Source organism: Paenibacillus alginolyticus DSM 5050 = NBRC 15375, from assembly GCF_000422905.1.
Taxonomy (GTDB): domain Bacteria; phylum Bacillota; class Bacilli; order Paenibacillales; family NBRC-103111; genus Paenibacillus_E; species Paenibacillus_E alginolyticus.
This window is the reverse complement of sequence record NZ_AUGY01000014.1, coordinates 101304-127059: the sequence shown is the minus strand read 5'-3', so window position 1 is coordinate 127059 and position 25756 is coordinate 101304. Positions and strand designations below refer to the sequence as shown.

The 25756-nt window shown below is 45.4% G+C and carries 25 protein-coding genes; 18 read left to right on the top strand and 7 right to left on the bottom strand.

Features of this window, described 5'->3' with window-relative positions:
• Window positions 1–73 precede the first annotated feature (73 nt).
• From G519_RS0108185 to G519_RS0108170, 4 genes are all read left to right on the top strand, one after another.
• Window positions 74–1846, top strand: coding sequence for an acyl-CoA dehydrogenase family protein (locus G519_RS0108185; protein ID WP_029194261.1), 1773 nt, complete (start codon window positions 74–76; stop codon window positions 1844–1846).
• Between the two features lie 36 nt (window positions 1847–1882).
• Entirely contained in the window at window positions 1883–3553 is a 1671-nt protein-coding gene (locus tag G519_RS0108180; protein WP_029194260.1) for a long-chain-fatty-acid--CoA ligase, read from the top strand.
• A 63-nt stretch (window positions 3554–3616) separates the two neighbouring features.
• A complete protein-coding gene (locus G519_RS0108175; protein ID WP_029194259.1) occupies window positions 3617–4033 on the top strand; it encodes a PaaI family thioesterase in 417 nt (138 codons plus the stop codon).
• Between the two features lie 219 nt (window positions 4034–4252).
• The gene (locus tag G519_RS0108170; RefSeq protein ID WP_029194258.1) at window positions 4253–5851 is read left to right on the top strand and encodes a PucR family transcriptional regulator; all 1599 of its coding nucleotides are present in this window, start codon (window positions 4253–4255) and stop codon (window positions 5849–5851) included.
• A 32-nt stretch (window positions 5852–5883) separates the two neighbouring features.
• Here the strand turns inward: G519_RS0108170 and G519_RS0108165 are convergent, their stop codons facing one another.
• Window positions 5884–6753 (bottom strand): metallophosphoesterase, encoded by an 870-nt coding sequence (locus tag G519_RS0108165; protein ID WP_029194257.1) that lies wholly within the window; start codon window positions 6751–6753, stop codon window positions 5884–5886.
• Window positions 6754–6891: 138 nt separating this feature from the next.
• Between G519_RS0108165 and ytxJ the strand changes: the two genes are divergently transcribed.
• The 3 genes from ytxJ (at window position 6892) to G519_RS0108150 (ending at window position 9683) form a co-directional block, all read left to right on the top strand.
• Entirely contained in the window at window positions 6892–7233 is a 342-nt protein-coding gene (gene ytxJ, locus G519_RS0108160) for a bacillithiol system redox-active protein YtxJ (protein WP_029194256.1), read from the top strand.
• A gap of 200 nt (window positions 7234–7433) precedes the next feature.
• Window positions 7434–8315 carry a DMT family transporter gene (locus tag G519_RS42230; RefSeq protein ID WP_051253245.1) on the top strand — a complete coding sequence of 294 codons (882 nt, stop codon included), beginning with the start codon at window positions 7434–7436 and terminating at the stop codon, window positions 8313–8315.
• Window positions 8316–8387: 72 nt separating this feature from the next.
• The gene (locus tag G519_RS0108150; RefSeq protein WP_029194255.1) at window positions 8388–9683 is read left to right on the top strand and encodes an MDR family MFS transporter; all 1296 of its coding nucleotides are present in this window, start codon (window positions 8388–8390) and stop codon (window positions 9681–9683) included.
• A 173-nt stretch (window positions 9684–9856) separates the two neighbouring features.
• Here G519_RS0108150 and G519_RS0108145 read toward each other — a convergent pair whose 3' ends face one another.
• Window positions 9857–11023 carry a M20 family metallopeptidase gene (locus G519_RS0108145; RefSeq protein WP_029194254.1) on the bottom strand — a complete coding sequence of 389 codons (1167 nt, stop codon included), beginning with the start codon at window positions 11021–11023 and terminating at the stop codon, window positions 9857–9859.
• A 163-nt stretch (window positions 11024–11186) separates the two neighbouring features.
• On the opposite strand from G519_RS0108145, the gene G519_RS0108140 reads away from it, so the two are divergent.
• Together G519_RS0108140 and G519_RS0108135 are read left to right on the top strand one after the other, a co-directional pair.
• Window positions 11187–11471 (top strand): hypothetical protein, encoded by a 285-nt coding sequence (locus G519_RS0108140; RefSeq protein ID WP_029194253.1) that lies wholly within the window; start codon window positions 11187–11189, stop codon window positions 11469–11471.
• Between the two features lie 92 nt (window positions 11472–11563).
• A complete protein-coding gene (locus G519_RS0108135; protein ID WP_029194252.1) occupies window positions 11564–12217 on the top strand; it encodes a GDSL-type esterase/lipase family protein in 654 nt (217 codons plus the stop codon).
• A gap of 1 nt (window position 12218) precedes the next feature.
• On the opposite strand, the gene trhA is transcribed toward G519_RS0108135, so the two are convergent.
• Window positions 12219–12851, bottom strand: a complete 633-nt coding sequence (gene trhA, locus G519_RS0108130) for a PAQR family membrane homeostasis protein TrhA (protein ID WP_029194251.1) — start codon at window positions 12849–12851, stop codon at window positions 12219–12221.
• Window positions 12852–12910: 59 nt separating this feature from the next.
• Here trhA and G519_RS0108125 point away from each other — a divergent pair, with 59 nt between their 5' ends.
• The 3 genes from G519_RS0108125 (at window position 12911) to G519_RS0108115 (ending at window position 15455) form a co-directional block, all read left to right on the top strand.
• Window positions 12911–13681 carry an SDR family NAD(P)-dependent oxidoreductase gene (locus G519_RS0108125; protein ID WP_029194250.1) on the top strand — a complete coding sequence of 257 codons (771 nt, stop codon included), beginning with the start codon at window positions 12911–12913 and terminating at the stop codon, window positions 13679–13681.
• Between the two features lie 66 nt (window positions 13682–13747).
• Complete coding sequence (locus G519_RS0108120; RefSeq protein ID WP_029194249.1) at window positions 13748–14596, top strand: DegV family protein; 849 nt, start codon at window positions 13748–13750, stop codon at window positions 14594–14596.
• A 16-nt stretch (window positions 14597–14612) separates the two neighbouring features.
• Window positions 14613–15455 carry a DegV family protein gene (locus G519_RS0108115; RefSeq protein WP_036632347.1) on the top strand — a complete coding sequence of 281 codons (843 nt, stop codon included), beginning with the start codon at window positions 14613–14615 and terminating at the stop codon, window positions 15453–15455.
• Between the two features lie 250 nt (window positions 15456–15705).
• Here the strand turns inward: G519_RS0108115 and G519_RS0108105 are convergent, their stop codons facing one another.
• The gene (locus G519_RS0108105) at window positions 15706–17868 is read right to left on the bottom strand and encodes a HelD family protein (RefSeq protein ID WP_029194247.1); all 2163 of its coding nucleotides are present in this window, start codon (window positions 17866–17868) and stop codon (window positions 15706–15708) included.
• Window positions 17869–18044: 176 nt separating this feature from the next.
• Here G519_RS0108105 and G519_RS0108100 point away from each other — a divergent pair, with 176 nt between their 5' ends.
• The 4 genes from G519_RS0108100 to G519_RS0108085 all read left to right on the top strand — a co-directional run bounded on the left by G519_RS0108100 (window position 18045) and on the right by G519_RS0108085 (window position 20439).
• Window positions 18045–18524, top strand: coding sequence for a glutathione peroxidase (locus G519_RS0108100; RefSeq protein WP_029194246.1), 480 nt, complete (start codon window positions 18045–18047; stop codon window positions 18522–18524).
• Between the two features lie 258 nt (window positions 18525–18782).
• Entirely contained in the window at window positions 18783–19148 is a 366-nt protein-coding gene (locus G519_RS0108095) for a His/Gly/Thr/Pro-type tRNA ligase C-terminal domain-containing protein (protein ID WP_029194245.1), read from the top strand.
• A gap of 19 nt (window positions 19149–19167) precedes the next feature.
• Window positions 19168–19857 carry a PIG-L deacetylase family protein gene (locus G519_RS0108090; protein ID WP_029194244.1) on the top strand — a complete coding sequence of 230 codons (690 nt, stop codon included), beginning with the start codon at window positions 19168–19170 and terminating at the stop codon, window positions 19855–19857.
• Between the two features lie 45 nt (window positions 19858–19902).
• Complete coding sequence (locus tag G519_RS0108085; RefSeq protein ID WP_029194243.1) at window positions 19903–20439, top strand: MOSC domain-containing protein; 537 nt, start codon at window positions 19903–19905, stop codon at window positions 20437–20439.
• A 965-nt stretch (window positions 20440–21404) separates the two neighbouring features.
• Here G519_RS0108085 and G519_RS0108080 read toward each other — a convergent pair.
• Entirely contained in the window at window positions 21405–23114 is a 1710-nt protein-coding gene (locus G519_RS0108080; protein WP_029194242.1) for a vWA domain-containing protein, read from the bottom strand.
• A 12-nt stretch (window positions 23115–23126) separates the two neighbouring features.
• Complete coding sequence (locus G519_RS0108075) at window positions 23127–24428, bottom strand: AAA family ATPase (RefSeq protein ID WP_029194241.1); 1302 nt, start codon at window positions 24426–24428, stop codon at window positions 23127–23129.
• A gap of 162 nt (window positions 24429–24590) precedes the next feature.
• Between G519_RS0108075 and G519_RS0108070 the strand changes: the two genes are divergently transcribed.
• Both G519_RS0108070 and G519_RS0108065 read left to right on the top strand, forming a co-directional pair.
• The gene (locus G519_RS0108070; RefSeq protein WP_029194240.1) at window positions 24591–24917 is read left to right on the top strand and encodes a DUF1904 family protein; all 327 of its coding nucleotides are present in this window, start codon (window positions 24591–24593) and stop codon (window positions 24915–24917) included.
• Between the two features lie 42 nt (window positions 24918–24959).
• A complete protein-coding gene (locus G519_RS0108065) occupies window positions 24960–25457 on the top strand; it encodes a metallophosphoesterase family protein (protein ID WP_029194239.1) in 498 nt (165 codons plus the stop codon).
• A gap of 23 nt (window positions 25458–25480) precedes the next feature.
• Here G519_RS0108065 and G519_RS0108060 read toward each other — a convergent pair whose 3' ends face one another.
• The gene (locus G519_RS0108060; RefSeq protein WP_051253244.1) at window positions 25481–25756 is read right to left on the bottom strand and encodes a MoaD/ThiS family protein; all 276 of its coding nucleotides are present in this window, start codon (window positions 25754–25756) and stop codon (window positions 25481–25483) included.

Genomic DNA, 25756 nt, shown 5'->3' with positions numbered 1-25756 from the left:
ATGAGAGTCTATCTAGGCCCTTATGAATCCTAATATTTACCCTTGTACAATTAATCTAGAGGAGAGATGAACCATGGTGGAGAAAGTCGTAGGCGGTAGTTTTGTTATTTCGGATACGGATTTTCATGATATTGTGACACCAGAGGATTTTACCGAAGAGCATCGCATGATCGCGGAAACAACACGTGATTTTGTATCAGGGGAAGTCATGCCGAATGATGAGCATTTGGAAAAGCTCGATTATGATTTAACGGTAAAACTGATGCGCAGCGCGGGAGATCTCGGATTACTTGGCTCTGATGTACCGGAGATTTATGGCGGGCTAGGGTTGGATAAAGTAAGTTCCACTGTGATAAGCGAAAATCTCGCGCGTGCTTCATCCTTTGCTTTATCTATTGGGGCGCATGTCGGAATTGGCACGCTGCCGATTGTATTTTTTGGTACAACAGAACAGAAAAAGAAGTATTTACCCGACCTTGCGACAGGCGCGAAAATCGCGGCCTACTGTTTAACAGAACCAACATCCGGCTCGGATGCTTTGGGGGCAAAAACAACGGCTCGATTATCTGAGGATGGCAAGTATTACCTTTTGAACGGATCGAAATTGTATATCACAAATGCCGGATTTGCTGATATTTTCATCGTATATGCCAAAATCAATGGCACTGATTTCACGGCCTTTATTGTGGAGAAAGGTGATCCTGGCTTTACGATGGGGCCGGAAGAGAAGAAGATGGGGATCAAAGGCTCGTCGACGCGTCCGCTTTATTTTGAAGATGTCCGTGTGCCGGTCGAGAACTTATTGGGTGAAATCGGGAAGGGTCACCTGATTGCTTTTAACATTTTGAATATTGGCCGTTACAAATTGGCGACCGGGTGTCTGGGAGCTTCCAAAGAGACGATTGAGTTAGCTTCAAAATATGCGAATACCCGCCAACAGTTTAATACGCCTATCTCGCGGTTTCCATTGATTGGTAAAAAACTGGCGGAAATGAATATTCAAACGTATATGTTGGAGAGCATGGTGTATAGAACGACTGGTTTGTTCGATACCATTCTCAAAGATATTGATCATACGAGCCCTGATGCCGGTAAACATTCGTCCAAAGGGATCTCTGAATACGCGCTGGAATGCTCCATTAATAAGGTTTTCGCGTCAGAAGTGTTGGATTTTGTTGCGGATGAGGGCTTGCAAATTCATGGCGGCTACGGTTTTATCCAGGAGTATAAAGTAGAGCGTATTTATCGGGATTCAAGAATTAACCGAATTTTCGAAGGCACGAATGAAATCAATCGCCTGCTTATTCCAGGTACATTAGTGAAGAAAGCGATGAAAGGCGAGCTGCCTTTGCTGCAAAAAGCTCAAGCGCTGCAAGCTGAACTGCTCTCAATCGTACCAGGCCAAACATTTGAAGGAACGCTAGCCGAAGAGGTGCATCTGGTTTCAATGGCGAAGAAGGTATTCCTGATGGTCGGTGGGCTTGCGGTACAGAAGTATGGCATGGCGCTAGAAAAAAATCAGGAAGTTTTAAGCAATTTAGCCGACATTATGATCCAAATTTTCGCGGCTGAGAGCGGTCTTCTACGTACGCAAAAGCTGATTGAAAAAGCAGGGGAAGAGAAGGCGAAGAATGCGATCCAAATCACGACGGTTTTTGTTCATGAAGCCTTTGACAAAATTGAGGCATATGCGAAGGAAGCGCTCAGTACGATGGAAGAAGGAGATGTTCTTCGGACTCAATTGTCGATTTTGAAAAAGCTGTCCAGACGCAGCAGTGTGAATACGGTTGGTCTGAAGCGCGACATCGCCGCACGTGTTATTCAGGGTGAGAAATTCATCGTATAGTCATCGATGTCAGGAACCTGAAGGGGATGGTTTTGTATGAGTGAGGCAAAGCCTTGGCTGCGCCATTATCCGTCTGAAGTGGCGCCGACTTACGAGTACCCGAAGCATAATCTTGCACGTTTGTTGGTAGATTCCGCGCACAAGTTTCCGGACCGACCTGCCTTGTATTTCTTGGGGAAAACGCTGCGTTATCGGGAGGTATTGGAAGCGTCTTATCGTTTTGCCAATGCTTTAAAAGAGCTGGGCGTTAGCCCGGGGGATCGGGTGTCGATTATGCTGCCGAATTGTCCTTCGGCTATCATCGCCTACTTCGGAACCCTGATGATGGGCGGGATCGTCGTCATGACGAATCCGCTTTATGTGGAGCGAGAGCTGGTTCACCAGCTCTCGGATTCCGGAGCAACCGTTATCGTAACGTTGGATTTGCTGTTTGATCGTGTGCAAAAGGCGAAAGCGCAAACACCGATTCAGCATGTTATTGTGACTTCTATTAAGGACTATTTGCCCTTTCCCAAAAATGTCCTATATCCGATTAAAATGAAAATAGATGGTGCAAACCTTGCTGTCACTTACGGGGATGGTGTTTATTCTTATAAAAAGCTGCTCCGTGCAGCTTCTCGCGCCCCGATTTGTGTAGATGTGGAGGCTGACGAGGATATTGCCCTTCTTCAATACACCGGAGGGACGACAGGGATCTCCAAAGGTGTTATGCTGACTCATACCAATTTGATTGCGAATACGTACCAAACTAGTCATTGGTGCTATCGTACTCGGCTAGGTGAAGAAAGATTCTTAGGGGCTATCCCTTGCTTCCATGTCTTTGGCTTGACTGTCTTGTTGAATCAATCGATGTATCGGGCGGGGATGTTGATCCTCATTCCAAAGTTCGATATCAACTTAATTTTGGACACGATTCATACGTTGAAGCCAACGATTTTCCCTGGTGCGCCAACCATGTACATTGCCTTGATTAATCATAAGCGCATGAAGGAAGTAGATATTTCTTCTATAAATGTTTGTGTAAGCGGTTCAGCGCCTCTCCCTTTAGAGGTGCAAGAACGCTTCGAGGCATTAACAGGCGGTAGACTAATTGAAGGCTACGGATTGACGGAAGCATCCCCTGTTACGCATGCGAATCCCATTTGGGGGTTTCGGAAAATAGGTTCAATTGGGATCCCTTTTCAGGATACAGATACGAAGGTTGTGGATTCGGATTCAGGTCAAGAACTGCCGATTGGGGAAATTGGCGAAATTATCATTAAAGGGCCTCAGGTGATGAAAGGGTATTGGCAGCGCGAGCACGAAACGGCTATGACCATCAGAGATGGTTGGCTTTATACAGGCGACATGGGGCGTATGGACGAGGATGGGTTCTTCTCGATTGTTGATCGCAAGAAGGATTTAATCATAGCCGGAGGCTACAATATTTATCCGCGTGACATTGAGGAGGTTCTCTTCGAGCATCCAGCCATTCTGGAGGCTGCAGTTGCAGGCGTGCCGGATGAATATCGGGGAGAAACGGTGAAAGCATTTATCGTGTTAAGACCGGGAATGACGCTAACGGAAAAGGAACTGGAATTGTGGTGCCGTGAGCGTTTGGCTGCCTATAAAGTGCCTCGGAAAGTTGAGTTCCGTCAGTCTTTGCCAAAAACGATGATTGGAAAGGTGCTGCGCAGGCAATTACTAGAGGAAGAGAAGATCGTTTAAGCGCCTCTTCCTGCTTTTAACAATTAAGGGGAAGCCCTTTACAAGAAGAGTGGAGGGAATCCTATGGATGATACTAACGAACGTATAAATAAGAGGCTCCAGCAATTAGCGGCATCAGCGGAGCCTACGTTTTGGGGCTTTCTTGGCTGTGAATTTGTGAGTATGCAAGATAACATCATTACGATTGCTTTGGAAGCCAAAACGCATCACTTGAACCCGATAGGGATCGTACATGGCGGTGTACTATCTTCCTTATTGGACAATGCGATGGGGATTGTTGTGATGATGGCAAGGCCGGAGGACAAGGTGGTAACGACGAATTTAAACGTTCATTTCGTAGCTCCGCTTTATGAAGGCCGCTTGGTGGTGACGGCTGAGCTTGTTCATCAATCCCGTAAGATGATAACTACGCAAGGTCGTGTGTTTGACCGTGAAGGTAATTTAGGTACGATTGGAACGGGAACGTTTCGAGTGATTTAAGGGTTGATTCATTAAATGGGGGGCATGTGCTAAGCATGTCTCTCTTTGTCGTGTAGGTCAGATCCTTCTTTTGTGTTATATAATCTTACATTAAAAGCGAGTTTAGTCATAAAAAAGTCATAAAATTATAATTAATGTTATATAAGTTAACACAAATACATTGACTGAAATGGCAAGGTCATCCTATAATCAGTTAAAAGGCACTAAGGGGGAAGCACAATGCATCTTACCATTCGTGAGGCATTATCCATATATCCTTTAACGGAAGCAAAGCTAGTAGCAGGCAAGCAAGGTGATTCCCGCATTGTCAAATCAGTCAATGTGATGGACGCTCCTGATATTGCGGATTGGACGAAATCCGGTGAGATGCTATTCACAACCGCTTTCGCGATGAAGGATAGTCCGCAAGAAACGGTTAATTTACTTCGGAAATTAAATGATCGCGGAGCTGCTGGGTTAGGAATCAAGCTGGGTCGTTTTTGGTCGGAGCTGCCGCAGATTGTTGCAGATGAAGCAGATCGGCTGCATTTTCCGATTATCGAAATGCCCTTTCAATTTACGTTCTCAGATCAAATGAATGCCCTGTTTAACGCAGAATACCGTCGCAATACGCAGCTGCTGCAATCTGTTCTTGAGAAACAGAAGAAGCTGCTGCAATTCGGATTGAAACAGGATAATATGCTTTCCATGTTCCAATTAATCAGTGATATTCTTGGTTATCCTATGGCGGTCGTTGGAGCTAGAGGACAAATATTATATAACACAAGCGCTTGGAGTCCCGATCAACTCTCTCAGAATTGGCCGTGGAAACGGAAATCAGGTTGGGTGTACGCAGGTAAAGAACGCGCATATCGTGTAGGACTGCATCAACAAGACGATGAGCCTCTTGGACATTTATTGATTATACCGGATGCGGTGCTACTCGCAAATGTGGAGGAAGGCTTGTTCCAGCAAGCGGCAGATATCCTCACCTTCCATATGTGTTATACGTTCCGATCTCATGTAGAAGCTTCCGCACAGCGGGATTTACAAAACAATCTCATACGATACTTAGATAAAGGAACCTCTCTAGAGGAGTTCCTTGAACAGGCGGAAGCTAGAGGGCTATCGATCTTTACCGGAGCTTATCAATGTGTGATCAGCAAAAATAAGTCGGAAAAACTGGCGGAGGAACAGCCCCAAGCTAAGCTCAAAAACCTAAAACAATATATCGAATCACATCCGAAATCAAGCAGTCTGAGCGGGCACCATTTTGTGTTCAAGGATATGATGTTCTCGATTTATTCAACGAATCAGGCAGACGGGTTTCCAGAGGTGGAGCTGTCTCAGGTTCTGACCAAATACGCAAGCGATTCAGGATGCATTGAAGAGGCTGGCGAAATGGCTTTCTATACAAGCTCGATGAAATTAAAGCCAACTGCGTTAAGGGAAGCCTATATGGAATGTTTGGAGACGCATCGTATGGCATCTAAGCTTGGACTCACGGATCGAGTGCTTCACTTCGAAACCATCGAATTCGCGCATCTCTTCCAGAATGTGTCTTCCACGATGATGGAGGATTACTGTGCCAAAATTCTACGTCCTTTACTCGAAAAAGATGCCGAGTACTCGCAAGAAATGATTCGCACTTTAGAGGTGTTCATTCGCAATGATGGTCAAGTAAGCGAGGCGGCAAAACAATTATTTATTCATAGGAATACAGTAACGTACCGCTTGGAGAAGATTAGTGATCTCTTACAGGTTGATTTCAAAAAAGTAAACGATCTATTAAAATTGAAGGCTGTCTTCTTGTTTCGCCAATTTTTACATGTTAGATAGGTAAATACAAAACCCTGAGACGCTTTAGGCTCTCAGGGTTTTCGCTTTTCCAAAGTAAATACGGTAATCTCCGGCCTGCACATCAGGCGAAAGGGGAGCGTCGTAGTTCCAATACCGCGATTAGTATAAACAAGCATTTTCGAATTGGGGACTTCACTAAGCCCTATGACATAATTTCTACCGCGCGGTGGTGTGATGACAGCCCCAACTCCTGGTAACCGTATCTGACCGCCATGCGTGTGGCCTGATAATTGCAAATCAATGGCGTGTTCAGTGACCTTATCGGCGAAATCGGGACAATGAGATAGCAGCAACGTAAATATTTGGGGATTGGCCCCGCGCAAGGTTTTCGCGATATCCGGTTTACCCGTCAGCATGTCCTCAACGCCTGCGATCTGAATGGTTTGTCCTTTATAGGTGATCGTCTGAAAAGCATTAACCAGAGATTGAAAGCCTCCATTATGCAGGATCGGGAGGGTGTAGTTATACCCAATCCACTTATCATGGTTGCCAAGCACAGCCCATTTTCCTAAAGGTGCTTCTAGGCGGCCCAGTAATTGACTGGTTAAATCTGGATCTTCACTAATATCTGAGTCAAATAAATCACCGGTAAAACAAAGCATATCCGCTTTTTCTTTCTGAATGAGTTTCACGACACGTTCTAAATCCTGAAGGTCGAAGTGATGACCAATATGGATATCGCTGAATTGTAGGAGCTTAATACCATGGAAGGCATTGGGGAGTCTCTCGAAAGGCAGCGTTATTCTCATAATCTCGACCCATTTGGGTTCCAAGAAATTAGCATAACTGCCAAGTAAACCTCCGGAAGCGATGAAAGAGCCTGCAAGCACAGTACCTTTCTTGAGAAAAGAGCGTCTTGAGATCGGGGGTGGTGATTGCATATGTTCCTCCTGTTCCCTAGGAATATTTACAATTTTATTATACCAGTAAGATAGAGGGCGTTGCGAGTTGTGTGATTTGCATATAGTTGTAGCTTATTTTATAATCATTATTAACTAGATAGGAAGGGAGATGTTCATATGTCAGCATGGAAAGAGTTAACTACAGTAGAAGAGTGGCAGGAAGTATTGAATCGCTCCTCTGAGAAACCCGCTGTCGTTCTTAAACACAGCACAACATGTCCGGTAAGTGCAAGCGCACTTGATGAATATGAGGAATATCTGTCCGGTAAACCAAATGCGGATGTGGATTATTTCTTAGTGAAAGTGATCGAATCTCGCCCAGTGTCGAATCAAATTGCGGAGGATCTTGGAATCAAACACGCGTCGCCGCAAATCCTTTATTTTAAAGATAAAGAATCTATCTGGAATACATCTCACTGGTCCGTTACAAATAAACATATCACAGCTGTTTTAGACTAATCCTATAATCCAACCCAATAGAAGAAGACCCTTGGTTGCTTCCTATTTTAAATAGGTGAACGAAGGGTTTTTTTATGTTTTAATTGTTGTATACATTTTACAATTAATTGAACAAAGTTTAAAAAAGATTGGCAAGCTGTTCTTCCTCCTATATACTTATTTGGCAACTATCAGACATCAGCCTCGAGGAGTTTCACATCATGAATGCTATGAATAAAACCAAAGTACCTATTTCTATATATCTTTTGATCGGCATTATAGCCATTTCATTTTCAGCGATTTTTGTTCGGTGGTCAGATGCGCCGGCTTCTGTCATCGCGATGTACCGGCTGCTCATGACGAATGTCTTGATGCTGCCTTTTCTGTGGAGTTATTGGAAAGAGATTGCTAGAATCCGACTAAGAGATTGGCTGCGAACAGCCATGTCTGGTATATCGCTTGGTTTGCATTTTTTATTTTGGATGGATTCTCTTCATTTTACGACAGTAGCGAGTTCGACGGCTATTCTAACGTTAGAGCCCATTTTTGTGCTGCTCGGAGCGTTTCTTCTTTATGGGCAGCGGACTAGTCGTGCGGCGTTGATTGCAATGTTCATTGCTATTGTGGGTGCCATTTGTATCGGATGGGGAGATTTTCAATTTTCCGGTAATGCGCTTAAAGGGGATTTGCTCTCACTGGTCGGAACGATTGCCGTAGCCTTACATATGCTCTTAGGCAAAAGCTTGAGAGAACATATATCAGCCTTTGTATACAGTTTTTTCGTTTTTCTATTCGCAGGTCTGGTGCTTGCTGTCACCAACGTGTCCACTGGGGTATCCTTTACTGCTTACCCAGCGAAAGAGTGGGGGATATTCTTGCTTTTAGCGATTGTTCCAACGGTATTTGGTCATTATGTATTTAATTGGCTGCTTAAATATATGAAGGCTTCTTCCGTATCAATGACCGTCTTAGGGGAACCGCTGGGTGCCACTTTATTAGCTTACTTCTTGCTTGGAGAAACGATCACTACGATTCAACTGCTAGCCGGTTGTTTGCTGTTAGTTGGCGTGGGCTTGTTTTTACGCAGTAATGAAAAGCAGTAATTTTTTTTGTGATTTATTGAACAAAGGTAAAATAAAACGGTTGTCAAAAGCTTTCCTACGCGGAGGTATATCGTGAGATTTCGTGATTTTCATCGTAATGTCAAATTAAGAATCGGGCTTTCCTTCTTATCCGGAACCGCCAATAATATGGTGCTTCCCTTCATGTCGATTTATTTTTCTGGAAAATTAGGCGACACAAGTGCTGGACTAGTCGTAATTCTTGGCATTCTTGCAGGAGTCATCGCGGGGATAGTAGGCGGCTACTATGCAGATCGAATTGGGCGCAAAAAGCTGATGCTCACTGCTGAAGTAGGTTGGATGCTCTGTTTCGTTGGAATGGCGCTGGCCAATTCGCCTTGGCTTGAATCTCCTGGAATGACTTTTGTTCTGATGATCTTTGTTAGTATGTTCTGGGGCATTCATGGTCCTGCTAATGAAGCCATGCTGCTCGATGTAACAGCTCCGGATGTACGGAAATTCATGTACGCTATCAGTTACTGGATGAACAATTTATCTTTTGCAATTGCAGGGCTTGCGGGCGCTTTCTTATTCAAATCTTACTTGTTCGAACTGTTTATTGGCTTGTCCGTCATTGGCTTGGTCACACTGCTCGTGACTTATTTCTTTATTGATGAAGTATATCAACCACAAGTTGCTAGCGAGAGTAGAGGCAGCCGAAAAGGAAGTCCGTCGATGTGGGCGAATTATCGGATGGTGCTGCGAGACAAGACTTTCATGATTTTCACATTGGCATCGCTCCTGCTTGTATCTGTTGAGTTTCATCTAGGTAATTACGTAGGTGTAAGGTTGGAAAAAGAAATGGTGAATATTCCATTCTTCCCATGGAATGAACAATCTTGGCGTGTTGACGGGTTGAAAATGTTAGGCTTTATCCGCACCGAAAATACGGTGCTTGTCGTTGTTCTCTCCGTCCTCATGGGGGTTATGATGCGTAGGTTCTCCGATAGCAAAGTACTGTTCATCGGGTACACTTGTTACATATTAGGCTACAGCTATTTGGCTTATAGCAATCAACCTTGGCTGCTGCTGATCTCGATGTTTATTGCAACAGTTGGAGAACTCATGTATGTACCGATTAAACAAGCCTATCTGGGTAACATTGCACCTGATCATGCAAGAAGCTCGTATATGGCATTATTCGGAATGGTGTATAAAGGTGCCATGCTTTTAGGAGGTTTCGGTGTAATGCTTGGCGGATTGATTTCCTCGTGGATGATGGCATCTCTTATCGCTTTAAGCGGCTTCATTGGCATGATTATGTTCTATGCAATTTTAGCCCATTTAGAGGAGCGTAAAGTGAAGGCGGAGTTTAGTCACCAGGCTTCTTCGGCGAATGTTTCGGCTTAAAGGTAGTTGTATTTTCTACAACATCACATCCCCGGGCCAATAGATTCATTCAAAAGCAGCATCAGCTTAGCATACAAATGATGTCTCGAATCAAAATAAGCTGCAAATGAAACAGCCGCATTAACGGAGCAAGAGCTCTGTTACATGCGGCTGGTCTTTCGTATGGGGAGGAGTTATTTCTTCTCGGCAGCGAACTCCGCTTTGATTTTACTTAACAACTCTGGGTTGGTGAGTACTTCATATGCCGTGAAAGCCAGCAGCTTTGCTGTGAAAATCATAGCATTAAGAGCGGGCTCCTGCAGCGCGAGATCACGGAATTCCTTGGTATGCAGCATGTGTCTCTCGTCTACAACTTTGACGAATGGGTGAATCGTCGGGCATTGCGTAGACACGTTGCCTAGGTCGAGGGAACCATGATCCTTGCCAATTTCGATCTCTTTCGGATCAATGCCCATGGCTAATAACTGATCTGTGAAGATCGCTGATAGTGTCTCATTAGTTCTAAGCTCATCATAGGAATACTCGTAAAAGGAAGTCTTCAATGTACAGCCAGTTTGCAAGGCTGCGCCCTCAGCGCAGTGAAGTACTTTCTGGACGAGTTCGTTCGTATACGTGCGGGATGCTGAACGGACATAGAACTGAGCGACGGCATAGTCAGGGATAATATTTGGAGCTTTGCCGCCTTCGCTAATAATGCCGTGAATACGAGCATCAGATTTGGTTTGTTGGCGCAGTGCATTAATAGAATTGAACAGTTGAAGCACAGCATCAAGTGCGTTGACGCCTTCAAAAGGTTGTGCAGCTGCATGAGCGGAACGACCGAAGAATTCATACTGGATAGCGTCCATAGCAAGCGATTCGCCTGACTTCTCATACGTATAGTACGGATGTGCCATCAAGGCGATATCCACATCTTTAAATAGTCCAGCCGCGGCCATTGGCACTTTGGCGCCTTTGGTTTCCTCAGCAGGTGTGCCATATACACGGATACTGCCGCCTGTTTCATCAATAACGGACTTAAGGCCAATGGCTGCGCCAATGCTCATCATGCAGATGAGATGGTGACCGCAAGCGTGACCCAGCTCAGGCAATGCGTCATATTCAGCTAAGAAGGCCACAACGGGTCCTGCTTTGCCAGAATCATAGGTAGCGATAAAAGAGGTTGCAATTTCTAGGACACCACGTTCAACATGGAAGCCATGATAGGCTAATTCTTCCGTTAAGCGATCCGAAGCTTGAAATTCTTCATGCCCAAGCTCCGGATTTGCCCCAATGAAGCTGGAAATGGCTTTGAATCGGTCCGCATGGTTATCAATAGTTTGTGTAATGGTTGTTTTCATAATGGAAGGCTCCTTTGTTGAATGGTTCTTAGCTCCATTGTAGTATAAAGGAAGGCGAACTACCACTTTACCGATCACTGGGTTACAATTAATGAACAAAAAGAGTTAGTAAACGTAATCTTACCAAACAAAATTTTTTTCGAAATATGAGGGGGACTCTCACATGATGAAATATGGAGCCGAACATGAAGAACACCGATTTACATTATCTTTCACGGAATCAGAGATAAGAGGGCAATGGCGGGACATTTTCTTAGGCATTCATAAAGAGGATGGCGAGGAGTTTCCAGAGGATTTAATCGATCCCTCTATACTCGTTATCTGTAATCTCGATGGAGAAATTGTTCAAATTGTTCTTCACGACGAGGGCTGCGATTGTGAATTTCAATTTACATTCTCCGAAAAGGCACAAATCGAAAATTATATTAAGCATCATGTAAACGTATAAAAAACAACGAAAGTACTAGTGAGAGTGACCCTTCCCAAACTGGGCGCTGGCGCATATAGTATTATACGTCAGGCTTTAGGGAGAGGATAGTAGTGGAAAAGACGATCAATTATTTGGCATTTGGAGATTCACTAACAGTTGGTTTTGGAGCTCCGGAAGGTCACGGATTCGTATCTATCTATCGGCAAAAGTTGGAGCAATTGCTGAAGGTTCCTATTCACTTAAAGCCTGCAGGCAAAAATGGTGCTACAACTAGTCAATTGCTTCAAGCAATTGAGTTAGATCCAGAGCTCCAAAAGGATATAAGAGAAGCGAATCTTATCACGATCACAGCTGGCGGCAATGACTTAATCCAGGCGGCAATTCCTTTCTTTTATCAGGGAGATCCGGCTTACTTAAAATCTGCTCTTCAAACGTATGAATCCAACTATAAGAAATTGATAGGAGAGATTGAGGCGCTGCGGCAAGGGGTTGGGGAGCCTTTCTTGATCGTTTTAGTCGGGCTCTACAATCCTCTGCCGCAGGTGCCGGATGCCGCTTATTGGGTACAGCGTTTTAATTTATTTCTTCGCAAATTAGAGCAGCCGCACATTCTTGTAGTTCAAGTGTATGATGCTTTCGTAGGGCAAGACAGCCGTTATTTGTCAGAGGATGCCATCCACCCCAATGAAATTGGTTATGAAGAACTGGCTCGACAAGTTGAGAATGCGGTTTCTCTCCAACAGCTCCAGCAATTGATCCAATAGTTTAAGCCGGGATCACATACCCGAATATAGAGAAGAAATGACAGGCGCTACCAGCGAGCACGAAAACGTGCCATATGGCATGGTGATAAGGGATGCGCCGCCATACATAAAAGATGGAACCGAACGTATAAAATAGTCCGCCTACGACGAGCCACACGATTCCGCCTAACGGAAGGTTCAAGTACAATGGTTTAAAGGCGAAAATAATTAGCCAACCCATGAGTATGTAACAAAGAGTTGAAACCAAGACGAATCGTTTCACGTAGAATATTTTCAAGACGATTCCGACAAGCGCTAAGCCCCAAATCACGGCAAAGTAGGTCCAACCTAAAGGTCCTCGCAAGGTGACGAGTAAATATGGGGTATAACTGCCTGCAATTAACAAGTAAATGGCTGAATGATCGAGAAGCTCGAATACATCCTTCAAACGCGGATGGCTCACTTTGTGAAGCAGCGTGGAACAGGTATAAAGTATGACTAATGCTGCGCCAAAAATGCTGAAGCTGACAATGTGCCAAATAGTACCATGTAAGGAAGCCTGCACAATAAGCAGGACAAGCGCTGCGATGCTTAACAACACGCCTACGCCGTGGCTGATGGCGTTAGCTTTCTCTTCCCGAATGGAATAGTCCATAGATAACCCTTCTTTCATTCTTAAATATTCTACTACCTAATAGATTGGACGATGATCAGATGTTTTTACCTTCATTTCAATTACAAAATAAAATTGCCTTAGTCACCGGAGCAGGAAGAGGCATTGGCAGAGCGTTGGCTATAGGCCTTGCTGAGGCGGGGGCTGACGTAGCTCTTTTCGCGCGTACAGCAAGTGATATTGAGGAAGTAGCCCATGAAATTCGTGCCTTAGGGCGTAAGGCATATCCATTTTCGGTGGATGTTACGAATAGAGAGCAGATCGAGGAAGCTGTCCAACAAATCATTGAACAGACGGGTCGACTAGATATTTTAGTGAACAATGCAGGCATGAATATTCGCAGTCAAGCGCTGGCTGTTACGGATGAAGAGTGGGACACCATCATGCAGACGAATCTTAAATCTGCGTTCTTGTGCTCGCAAATCGTAGCTCGTCATATGCAGCAAAAGGAATATGGAAGAATTATCAATATCGCTTCTGTTGCTGGACAGGTTGCCCTTCGAACAGGCGTTGTATACGCAGCTACCAAAGCTGCAATGATTCAAATGACGAAAGTGCTGGCACTTGAATGGGGTAAATATGGGATCAATGTGAATAGTATCGGACCGTGGTATTTCAAAACGCCTTTGACAGAGAAAATCCTTGCGAATCCAGATTACCTGGCCGAAATTATTGCGAGAACACCTCTAAGACGCGTGGGTGAGCTAGAGGAGTTGGTAGGTCCCGCTGTATTTTTCGCTTCGGATGCGGCGAATTATGTGACAGGACAGACCCTTTTCGTTGATGGTGGAATGACTATTTACGGATTCTAATTAGTGTTGTTGCGAGTTCAAGTTAGATAGAAAGATAGACAGCATAGATAAGGTGGTATGACCGCAATGTCCCGGGTTCGTATTTTTACAGATAGCACAAGTGACTTAAGCGAAGAGCTTTATCGAAGCTTTCAAATCGAGGTTGTCCCGCTTTATGTTATTTTTGAGGACAATTCCTATAAGGATGGCATTACAATAAAACCGGATCGACTCTATGAATTAGTAGAGCACACCGGTAAGCTGCCTAAGACAGCGGCTCCATCTCTACTTGATTTCGAACGAGCGTTTGAACCCATTATTCAAAATGGAGAAGACATTGTCTTTATTGGTCTTTCCTCAGAGCTCTCATCTACGATTCAGAATGCAACTATTGCTGCTGCGAGTTTTCCTGATGGTAGGGTTACTGTTATCGATTCTAGAAATCTATCAACTGGGATAGGACTACTAGTTTTAAAAGCTGCGCAAGCGGCAATGGATGGTCGGAGCAGCGCGGAAATAAAATCATTAATTGAGCCTTTAATCCCCCGGATAAAAGTTGAATTCATCATTGACACTTTGGAATATTTGCATAAAGGCGGTAGATGTTCAAGTGTTCAACATTTTATAGGGAGTCTGTTGAAAATTAGACCGATCGTTAAAGTCATTAACGGGGCTATGACATCGACGGATAAAGTGAGAGGTAAACGGGAAAAAGCGCTCCATCAGCTTCTGGATAATGCTTTAGCGCAAAAGGATGATATGGACACGGAATTTCTGTTTATCACTCACTCTTCGGCAGCAGAAGAAGCCGTTTACATCAAACAACAAATCGAGCAACAAACGAATGTGAAACATGTTTATATCACTGAAACGGGCTGCGTTGTTGCCAGTCACTGCGGACCGCATACCCTAGGTATTGTTTTCGCCAAAAAATAAGAAATGAGTGGACACCATGACGACAATCAAGATTATCACAGATAGCAGTTGCGACCTTCCCGAAATGATCATAGATGAGATAGGGATTGCTATTGTTCCATTATCCGTACATTTTGGAGAGGAATGCATGCCGCCTGACATGGTGCTTGCTGATTTTTATGCGAGAATGAAAAAGGAGAGCGTCCTGCCAAAGACGTCAAGTCCGGCTCCGCAGCTATTCCTTGCTGAATATCAGAAGACCCAGGTTGATCAAGATATTCTTGTTATCAGTCTTTCATCGGCACTAAGCAGTACCTACCATCATGCAGTCATGGCTAAAGAGATGCTTCTAGAAGAAGGTTTTGCAGGTCGTATCGAGATCATTGATTCGAAAACAACCTCACTAGGACTTGGCGTTCTCGTCTATAAGGCAGCCAAAATGGCGGAAGCGAATGTTCCATTTGAAAAAATCGTTGAAGTGATAAAGCAGGCTGTAAAGACTTCCGGTACTTTCTTCTTTTTAGACACTCTTGAAAATGTAATCAAAGGTGGAAGGCTCGACCGCGTGCGGGGAGCTGTTGCCTCTGTGCTGAATATTAAGCTGCTAATGAAAGGCAGTGAAGAAGGTACCATAGAGGTAATTGAGAAAATCCGCGGCACCCAGCAAGCCTTGAAACGGTTAATCGCCAAAATAGGCGAAACTCAACATGATTTCGATAAAGATGTGATTGCCGTCGCGCATTGCAATTGTGAGGATAGAGCGCGTGAAGTCTTGAACCAACTACTGGATAAATATCCATTCCGTAAGGTGCTGTTCTCTAACATGGGCACGGTTATTGGTACCTATGCTGGTGAAGGCGGCGTGCTGATCGCTTACTAACATATGAGCAGAGATATGACAAAAGACGTGACAAAAGACGTGACAAAAGACGTGACAAAAGACGTGACAAAAGACGTGACAAAAGACGTGACAAAAGACACCTATTTACTCGATCCTTATGATCGGTGAACAGGTGTCTTTATATGTTTTTGGAAGCTATGGATTTACTTCACTTTTAGCCGACCATGCCCCTCACGGGGCACTATGGCATTAGTTTCATAAGTTGTACAAACTACAACTCAACTTGAAGCTATCCGGGAAAATGGGTTTCCACAATCTCTGTATCTTCCGTTGAGACCAGTGGAGACAGCTCACCTGGAGCCATCAGCCATAATTCATGAAGCGCGCGCGTGCAGCCTACATACAGCAGCTTGGCATCCATAAAAGTGGCTTCATAATGTCCGGCAGTAACATCCATGAGCAGCACAGCATCAAATTCAAGTCCCTTGGTCAAAAAGACTGGCAGGACTGAGATGCCACCGCGATACACTCGCTGCTTGGAGGTTATGAGATTCGTTTCGATGCCAGCATCTGTCAACGCATCATGCAGCTCCTGTGCTTGCTTCTCCGTACGGGTAACAACAGCGATTGTGCTCGAACTCCCTTGCTTCAAGGTTACGATGGCACGCTGCAATAGCGGCAATCGGCCTTTGATGTCCGTCTGTAGAACGCGGACTTTGTTGCCGCTGCGGAACACAGGAACAGCAAGGAGCGGGTTCTCGACGCCTCGTTTCAGAACCTGATTGGCAAACTGGATGATTTCCATCGTAGAACGATAACTTCTTTCCAGTTCGAAATATCCGGTTTCATCTGTCTGAAACAAGCTGGAAAATTCCTTCCAGTCAGTGATGCCTTGATAAGCATGAATTCCCTGTGATAAATCGCCTAGTATCGTGAATGAGCTATTTCTTGTGTAAGAATCAAGGACAGCCACTTGGAAAGGTGAAAAGTCCTGTGCTTCATCGATCACGACATGGTCGAATAACCGATCAGAAGGTATGCCAAAAAGGCGTGTATGAATATAAAGGAGTGGAGCGAGATCCTCGAGCTGCACTTCTTTTTTCTTGAAAAGCTTCAGCGAAGCGGTGACAATAGGTTCTGGAATTTGGTTGAGTAGGTCAATGGGCAAGCTGTCCGGACGACCTTTGTCTGAGAAGAGCATTTTGTAGAAGCTGAATGCCGAGTGATCAGGCCATCCTGTCAGATACGTGCGCAGGCGCTGAGCAGCTTTCTTTTTCAACTCTTTCTTCCGACTTTGCTCCCAAATCTTGTCGAGCTGAATTTCCATCCAGCGTTTGATCCGAGCAATGACACGCTCGCGCCGTTTGACAAGCGGATAATGCTTATTCTCTACGAAGAACCATTCGCGAATGGAAGCAATCGGGAGCTTGACGCCCTCCCACGGGATGAAATCTGAGGTTGGTACATAAGACTCCTCGAACCTTGTGAGACAGTCATCCAGGTATTGTTTAAAAGCAATGGACCCTTTAAAACGTCCTGGCGCTTGATCATCGACCGGCGGTCTTTTGCTGCCAAGCGAGAACCAAGTTTGAAGAACGAGTGCCTGATCCGCTAGCTTCACTTCTTGGTCGAGAACATCAAGTGCCCAATCTGTGAAAGTGCTTTGCTGGATATTTCCGACACCAAGTTCAGGCAGCACACCGGAGATGTAGTCGAGGAACATAGAGTTCGGTGCAAAAATGATCATCCGTTCTGCACGAACCTGTTCACGGTATTGATAGAGTAAGAAAGCAAGTCGATGCAGGGCGACAGTCGTTTTACCGCTTCCTGCGACCCCTTGGATAATCAGAGCTGTATTCTTCGCTGCGCGGATAATGCGATCTTGCTCGGCTTGGATGGTAGATACAATGTCGCGCAGCTTATTGTCCTTATTTTCGCCAAGTCGGTAAAGTAAGAACTCATCGCCAACGCCCAGTGAGTCTTCATTGCGGTCGTAAGTATCAACGACACGCTGAAGAATTTGTTTACGAACGACAAGGTTGCGCTTGAGATAAACGAGGCCATCGATAAGGCCATCTGGGGAGTCATAAGAAGCAGCGTCCAGTCCACCCGTGAAGGAATAGAAAAGGCTAGCGACGGGTGCCCGCCAGTCAATGACAAGCAATTGGCCTGTTCGCTCGTCCTCGACGCCTGATTTGCCAATATAAAGGGGAAGGGCGGAAGCCGATCCAGTCTCTTGGAAGTCTAGGCGGCCGAAATACGGCTCATCAACGGCTTTAGCTAAATTGTGCCTGCCATTCTCGCGTGCAGCCTCCAACGCTTGCTCCGTTAAATCCGGACCGTAATAAACAGGAGTCGACCTAAGCCGCTCAAGCTGTTTGTCAATTTCCGCATTCGTTCGTTCAAGTTGTTGTAATTCTTCTTGATAGGCACTTTGAGTCTTTGTGTCCAAGATCAGTTACCTCCTAAGATCAGATGTTGTCTATTGAATGAAATAAACAGGTAAACAATATATCACACCTGTCAGTATATGGGAAGCTAAACTGTCAAGCTTGTGATTTGGGCTCACCTAAGAAAGAATGTTATAATGGACGAGAACTTATTATAATTTAAAAGGAGTGCGGGGCTATGTCCATCTATAATATTGACGTTCAAACGATCTCAGGCGAAACGAAGTCACTTTCCGAATATAAAGGAAAAGTACTGCTCATTGTCAATACAGCAAGTGCATGTGGGCTTACACCGCATTATAAAGGACTCCAAAGCTTATATGAGCAGTATCAAGATCAAGGCTTGGTTGTTCTAGGATTCCCTTGTAATCAGTTTGGCGGTCAAGAACCTGGCACGAATGAAGAAATTCAAAGCTTCTGCGAGATCAATTACAAAGTAACATTCCCGCTATTTGATAAAATTGATGTGAAGGGTGAACATGCTCATCCGCTATATACTTATTTGTTAAACCATACACCTGAACCGTATCGTACAGGAGAAATCGAATGGAATTTCGTTAAATTCCTGGTTGATGCAAGCGGTATTGTTGTTAAACAGTACAGCGCTAGTACGGATCCAGAGACGATCGCTCCAGATATCGAAGCCATTTTAGCATAGAACAATAAAAAAGCTGTTGCAACTACGACAGCGGCTCGCTATAATCATAATAATCATGAAGTTGAAGGAGACGAATCATATGAAAAATACAGCTTGGTTCGTACAAATTCATTATTTTTATAGGCGTTAGCACACACCTGTACATATCAGGGTGGGCTAACGCATTTCGCGTTGGCCTCCCTGCGGGATAGCAATTCGCGCAGGACCATAGGTCCGGCGCGTTTTTTTATCTCGTAAAGAATGGGAAGGGTGGATGGTATGCGAAACGTGGAAGGAACAAATGTAGGTTGGAGTTCAGAAGATTCGTATGGAAAGCAGCTAGAAGAACAAGCTATGGTCATCCTTCTTGACCCTAAAGCTTCTGAAGCTGCATGTCGAATGACAAATGAGCTGAAACTAGCTGGTATAGGCTTAAAGATGGTTGATGAGAAGTTGGATGTGGGTGAGCAGCTAATGACTGCGAAAAAGCTTGGAATTCGTTTTATCATCTGTATTAGCTCGGATAATAGTTCGACAGACCAAGTGAAGTTAATGGATATGCTAGATCTGCATGAGAAAGTGATGCCGATGGATCAAGCCATTTATTGCATCGAAAAGATATATCCGCCACCAGCTTTTACATAATAAAGGATGGAGTGAAGAGATGAAGCACCAATATGGATTTATTTATGCACATCCGGATGATGAGACTTTTCTTAGCGCGTGCATCATACGCAAACTTGCCGATCAAGGGGAAAATCCAGTTTTGTTGTTGGCAACACGAGGTGATGCGGGAAGGCAAGGTTTAGAGCGGGCAACTGATCGATCAGAACTGGCTAAACTGCGAGAGAAAGAGATGGATGAAGCCGCCAAAGTGCTGGGCTTATCTCATGTGGAGCATTTGGGTTGGCCGGATGGTCAGCTCGCGGAGATTGACTTCAATGCTCTAGTTGAAGGTGTTATCGCTTTTATTCAGCAGTATGAGGTTGAGGTTCTATTCACATTTCCGGAGGATGGGGGCAATGGTCACCCCGATCATATCACCATCTCCAAGGCGACAACGGCGGCAGTATTGAGCGGGAAGTGTCCGAGTGTACGTAAGTTATATTATGCAGCAGCGGTTTCATTACGAGCTAAAGGACACAAGCCTTCGATAGAACTAGATACAGAGGCTGGTTGGCCGATAAAGGCAGCAGCCTTGCGGGCTCATGCAACTCAGCATGTGGCTATTGCCAAATACTTCGGTGACCTTGATGTTTTTCCGGAAGATCGTCGATGGGAAGCTTTTGTGCTAGGCTGGCAGGATGGTACGATGTGGCCAGAGCAGGACCTGACGAACGTACTGGAAGATTAAGGTCGTAAAGTGTTATAATAGGGGACAAGGCAGGTGAACGGCTACATGGCAATTATAGCTAAAATTGAAGCAGTGCTTATCGCGGATGACGCTTCAACATTTGTAACGAGAGAAATTGACGGTGTTGAACTAAGTTTTGGGGGCATTGAAGGCGATCGTCACTACGGGTTATTCGCCAAGGCGGACTCGCGGCAGCCGATGTATAAGAAAGGCCAAGAGATTATGAATCGTCGTCAACTCAGTATTGTATCCGTTGAGGAACTGCAAGGTATTGCGCAAAGACTGGGTGTGGAAACTATTAAACCTGAGTGGTTGGGTGCAAATATTGTAGTTAGCGGTGCACCTGAATTAACCAAGCTACCTATGGGAATCCGAATGATCCTGCCAAGTGGCGGCGGACTTGTGTGCGAGGGTGAGAACGAGCCTTGTGCAGGTCCTGGTAAACAGATCGCTAATTATTATGGAGACAGAAGTCTAACGCAACAATTTATCAAACATGCACAGCAAAGCAGAGGGATTGTCGCTTACGTGGAACGCCCAGGCGAGATAAAACCAGGTGACTTGGTCCAGATTCAAATTTAGCAAAAATTTTTTTAAGGTACCCCCAGAAGTGTGCGTCTCTTCTCGAAATCTATATTAGAGAGCTTTATCATAGATTGATCAGGAAGGTGTGGAGAGATGTCACTTTGCAACTGTGAAACATGTGGACAAGTTTATATTTCGAAATTTGGGAAGCATTGTAAATCTTGCTCCCAGCTTCATTTGAACGATTCACACAAAGTGAAGGATTTCGTTCGGGCCCATCCACGTGCCACACTTATTGAGGTTTATCACCAAACGGGTGTATCTTTAAAAACGATAAAAGAACTTATTAGAGTTTGAATACATAGGAAATGAAAAGAGGCTGACTCAAAAGGTTAATAACCTAGCGAGCAGCCTCTATTTTGTTTCGATACGGAGCGAAAACTAACAGCATCCCTCCCGTTAATTTGGCGTTAATTGCTCTAAACGGTCAGCTAACTGGAAAACCTCCCTCTAAATTAGGGAGGGAATCGCTATTCAGAGAGAAACCTCTCAGAAATAACGGGGGATTTTCCATGTAAACTAGTTTTTATGAAAAAATACCCAAATTAACGGTAGGTTTTGCATGTAGTGCAACAGTGAAATCAGAGGCAGCCTAAAGATGAACGCCTTATGGGACAGACCCTTTTTATGTGGGATTATTTGGCTGCTTAGAAAAAGTAGCGATAGGTGGCTTCCGAAGGGAAATAAGTGATTGACGTTCCGTCTCGTTAGCCAAATAGTGACTTTCGAGCAAAATAAGGCATTGGCGTTCCGGGTTATAAGCCAAATAGTGACTTTTAAGCAAAATAAGGCATTGACGTTTCGCTCATGAAGCTTCAGGGTTGAGGAATTGAAAATCCGTACCCAGATCCTCCCTCCGGGCTTCTTTTACTGGTTCGAGACGAAGTGACGGAGACAAATAAGAAAAAGCCTTCAGTTCCCAAGTGGGATTGAAGGCTTTTTACGCTATTTTGAATTGGTCACTACCGCTTAGCAAACACATCCAGCAGAAGTTCATCCTTCACAGGATCTTGAACATCCCAGGCTGTAGCGAATCTAACTTGATGAGAAACGCCGACAATTTCGTACTTCTGTACGAGATGTTGGCGGGCTGAGCCGATTATGAGCGAATGCAGCCGCAACTGTTTCTTCTGACCAAAAGCGCTAAGCTTCTGAAGGGTTGCTTTGGAGATTTGGCCGACACCATCGGTCACCATCACGAAGTCGGCATCGTGAAACTGCCGCTCGTGCTGTACGATGTCCATGCCTCTGCTTAGCGGCGCGTCGAAGTTCGTGCCGCCGCCGAAAGCAAGCTGAGCCAGCCCATAGAAGCGGTCCCAATCCGGCCGCTTATACGATAACACATGCTCGATGAGCTCGCCCTTCGCCCCGAACAGGAGTAGGACGAAGTCCCGCCGCTCTAAGAGTGAGAAGGAGGCGAAGGTTGCCGTAAACAGCTGCGCAAGCTGCAGCTTGCTGCCTCGCATGGAGTGGGAGGTATCGAGCATGCAGATAACAGGACCTTTCTGCGGCTCTTCAATCGAGCCGGTGTAGTTGTAGGTCATAAGCTTATTTTCCATCCATTTGACGAGAAAATAAGGCTCGAAATCTTCATCAGCGAGCAAGCTGGCCTCGCTCGGAAGCAGATGCGCGATGTCGCCTGACTGGCGTAAATCATCGTAGGCTTCCGGGACATAAGGCGAGCGCAGCTTTTTACGCTGCACACGAAGGTGATGGATGTTCCGTCCCACCTCCTGCAGGAAAGAAACCAGATCCTTGCTGCGCTTCAGCTTCTCAATCCACTGCACGTAGTGCTCGAACGTTTGCCGCCGCAATTTCCCCAGCTCGCTGCCCCAGCGCCGGTTGGCGAGCCTCTGACTCGCTTGCACGAGCTCGTGCACATTGAAGCTGTCCGCCTCTTCGAGGGACAGCGTCTCCTTCAAAGCTTGACCGAGCCAATCGCCAAGCTCGGCCTCGATCTCCCGTATGGCCGCGAGGTCGCGCGTGCTCATGCGGTCCAGCTGCCGCTCGCGGCGCTCGAGTTCCTCTTCCGCCTTGCGCAGCTTTGCCTTGAGCTTGTCGCGCTTCATGAACTCGGTTCGCATCTCGCTTTGCAGCTCTGCGATGCGACGCTTCAGCGCACGTATCTCCTCCGCGACGAGCGGCCGCGAATCGACAGCTTCCTGCTTGTCTTCGACGGCGCGCTTCCCTTGCTGCAGCGTATAGCCGACGAGCCGCAGCTTCTCGATCTGCTTCTCGGAGAGTCGTTCACTGACGCTCTTTTCCTCTTGTCCGCTCATCTGCTGCTTCTTCTCGAAGCCGAAGCCGCTTATTTGTTGTTCCTTTTGTCTGCGTTTGACTTCCTTTTCATAAGATTCGGTAAGCCACATCAGCGCTTTAAGCGCTGTTTTGAAAGAGGCATTCACTTGCCCGATAGTTCGAGGATGAATGGACACATAGAAGTACTGCTTACGCAACGTTAAGACCATCCAGCGGTAAAAGGGAGTTTCCTCAATGGTACCATCCACTTCAGGCTTCGTTAAATAGAAGCACATAAAGAAATCAGCAAAAAGCTCAAGCGTAAACCATGGGGCTTGCCTTACGGCCTCGCGCATCCATTCTTGGGCGACGCGTGATGAGTGTACGTAGCCCTCGAACACATACCTGTCAACCCGAGTGCAGCGTATGATCATGTAAGTATCCTCTTATAAGGTATAGTCGTATACGATTCCTGGGATTTCCCGATCAAACAATGTGCGATATAAGCCTTGGATGGATTGTAAAATACGTTCGCCCTGAATGCGTAAGTGCGTGAATTTAACGGCATACTGCTCAGGGTGCTGCAGTAAGATGGATTGAGAAGCAATCCATTCCGGCAGTTTCTTTTCTTTCTCCTGCCAGGAGACAAGTCTGCCGCGCAAGCTTCTTGCTGTTTCTTCCAGCTCCGTACGACAATCTTCCAAGGTAACTTTCATTCGCTCAGCTGAATCCTTATTTAAAGCGCCGCCGATTTCTTTTTTAAATTGAAAAGCATGCAGATCATCTTCTTTCTCCAACCATTTCTTAACCGTCAAGTTATATTGAAGCAGAGGGAGTTCTTGTTCCATTTCTCGTTTGAGCATGTCCTGAAATAAGGTGTCGAAGATGGCTTTAAGCTCTACCAAATCTTCAGGGAAATCCCACAGCATATGCGGGGTTAATACGGTATCCCACACATTGACAGTGCTGCGCCCATGGATAGCTGCTGAAATCTTCCACGAATGACCAATCTTGTGGTAGCGTCGATCCGAAAGTACATATTCTTTCTCTTCAAGAGCTGTCTTCAATTGAAAAAGCATGTAAACCAGCGCATCGGGCAATTGAACTTCGGCCGCTTGTGATTTCAACTGTTTCACCAATTCCGTTGACAAAAGGGTAGGCAGAGGTGTGTTTGGTGCCTGGAACATGAGTTCAAAGCTGGAAATTTGCTTGACATATTCGACTTCAAATCGGAACAAGAAACGGTCGTACAGCGCAGCTAATTGTTCATTATCTTCGGGTAATTCATTCGATGCTGCCATTAGGAATAAAAGTGGAGACTGCTGCTTCTGCCGTCCATTGAAGAAAACACGTTCATTCAAGACAGATAGAAGGGCATTCAGTATGGCGCTGTTCGCTTTGAATATTTCATCTAGGAAGGCGAAGCGAGCGCTTGGTAAGTAGCCGTCTGTGAGCCTTACATACTCATCATTTTTTAGCTTTTGTAAGGAGACAGGCCCAAATAATTCATCCGGTGTTGTGAAGCGGGTTAGTAGATAATCATAATAAGGCTCGTTACCGAATAATTCGGCAGCAGCGCGTGCTAATTGAGATTTCGCTGAACCGGGAGGTCCGACCAGTAAGACATGTTCCCCGCTCATGATAGCGAGCAGCAAGACACGGATGAGCTCTTCCCGTTCCATGAACCGTTTTTCGAGATGACCCATAGCTTCTCTTAATTTGTTCTGTATGACGATGGGTTCTTTCACATTGTTGTCCCCCTTGGCGTAATCAAAGCTCGTATGTTTACATTGTATCAAACTGCCCGTCAAACATCGAATATGCTACAATATAAGCTGTAGTGTCTACGTGACATAAACGCTGCGCAGGCAGCTTTCAGTCTTTCATGAAAATAAAAAGGAGCGCTTCCTATGCCCCATATGATCGTTAGAGGAATTAGTGTTCCTCAAATTCAATCCATTAGTACAGCGTTAATTGAAGAACTAGCTCAAGTATGCTCGTGTGGAACTGACAACTTTATGCTGGAATGTCTTCCTACAGTTTCCATATTTGAAGGGAAGGAAGTCAATACTTATCCTTTTATAGAAGTAGGATGGTTCGAGAGAGGGCAAGAAACACGTGATGAATATGCTAGAGTCCTGACCAAACACGTTCTTTCGCTTGGCATTCCTGAGGTGGAGATCGCCTTTCGCGTATACCGGGAGGACAGTTATTATTGGAATGGGAAGTTAATTTGAACGAAACCTATGGCTAACTGATTTAATGAAGGAGTGGTCCCTATGCGGATTGGTGTGATATCGGATACTCATTTATCGCCTCGGGTGCAGAAACTGCCTGATGCGTTAATTGCAGGTTTACAAGGTGTTGATCTGATTATTCATGCGGGAGATTGGGTGAGCGAGCACGTTGTTGAATTCGTGGAACAAATCGCACCCTGTGAAGCAGTGGCAGGCAATAATGACGGTTCAGAGATCGTTGAACGATTCGGCCTGAAGAAAATACTCACAGTCGGCGGCTACCGAATTGGTCTTATCCACGGAGATGGCTTTCGCAAAACGACAGAGGAAAGAGCCCGAGAGGCGTTCCAGACTGAGCGGCCGGATATCGTCATCTTCGGACATTCCCATGTGCCTTACCAGCAAATGATTAACGGTATTCTCATGTTTAACCCAGGCTCGCCTACGGATAAAAGAAGGCAGCCGCAGTATTCCTACGGCATTATCGAGCTCGGTGATAGCATTCATGCGAAGCATTTCTATTATGACAGTAAGGCTTAACCACTGATATTGCATAATCCTGCTTAACCGCCGGACACGGCTTGGAAAACGATAAGCTGATCACCTGGCTGCAGCGTGATTTCTAAGTCTTCCAGCCAAGCGATATTCGTGTCATTGTAATAAAGCAGGACATGCTTGCGGACTTGCCCGGTTTCGGTCCAAAGATGAACGCGCAGCAGGGGATAGCTCGATATAAGTTGATTGAGTGCTTCCTGCAGCGTAAGCGCATCCAATTGAAATTTGACGTTTCCTCCTGTGCAATCACGCAGCAAAGAAGGGACGCTGACGGTAATAAGCAT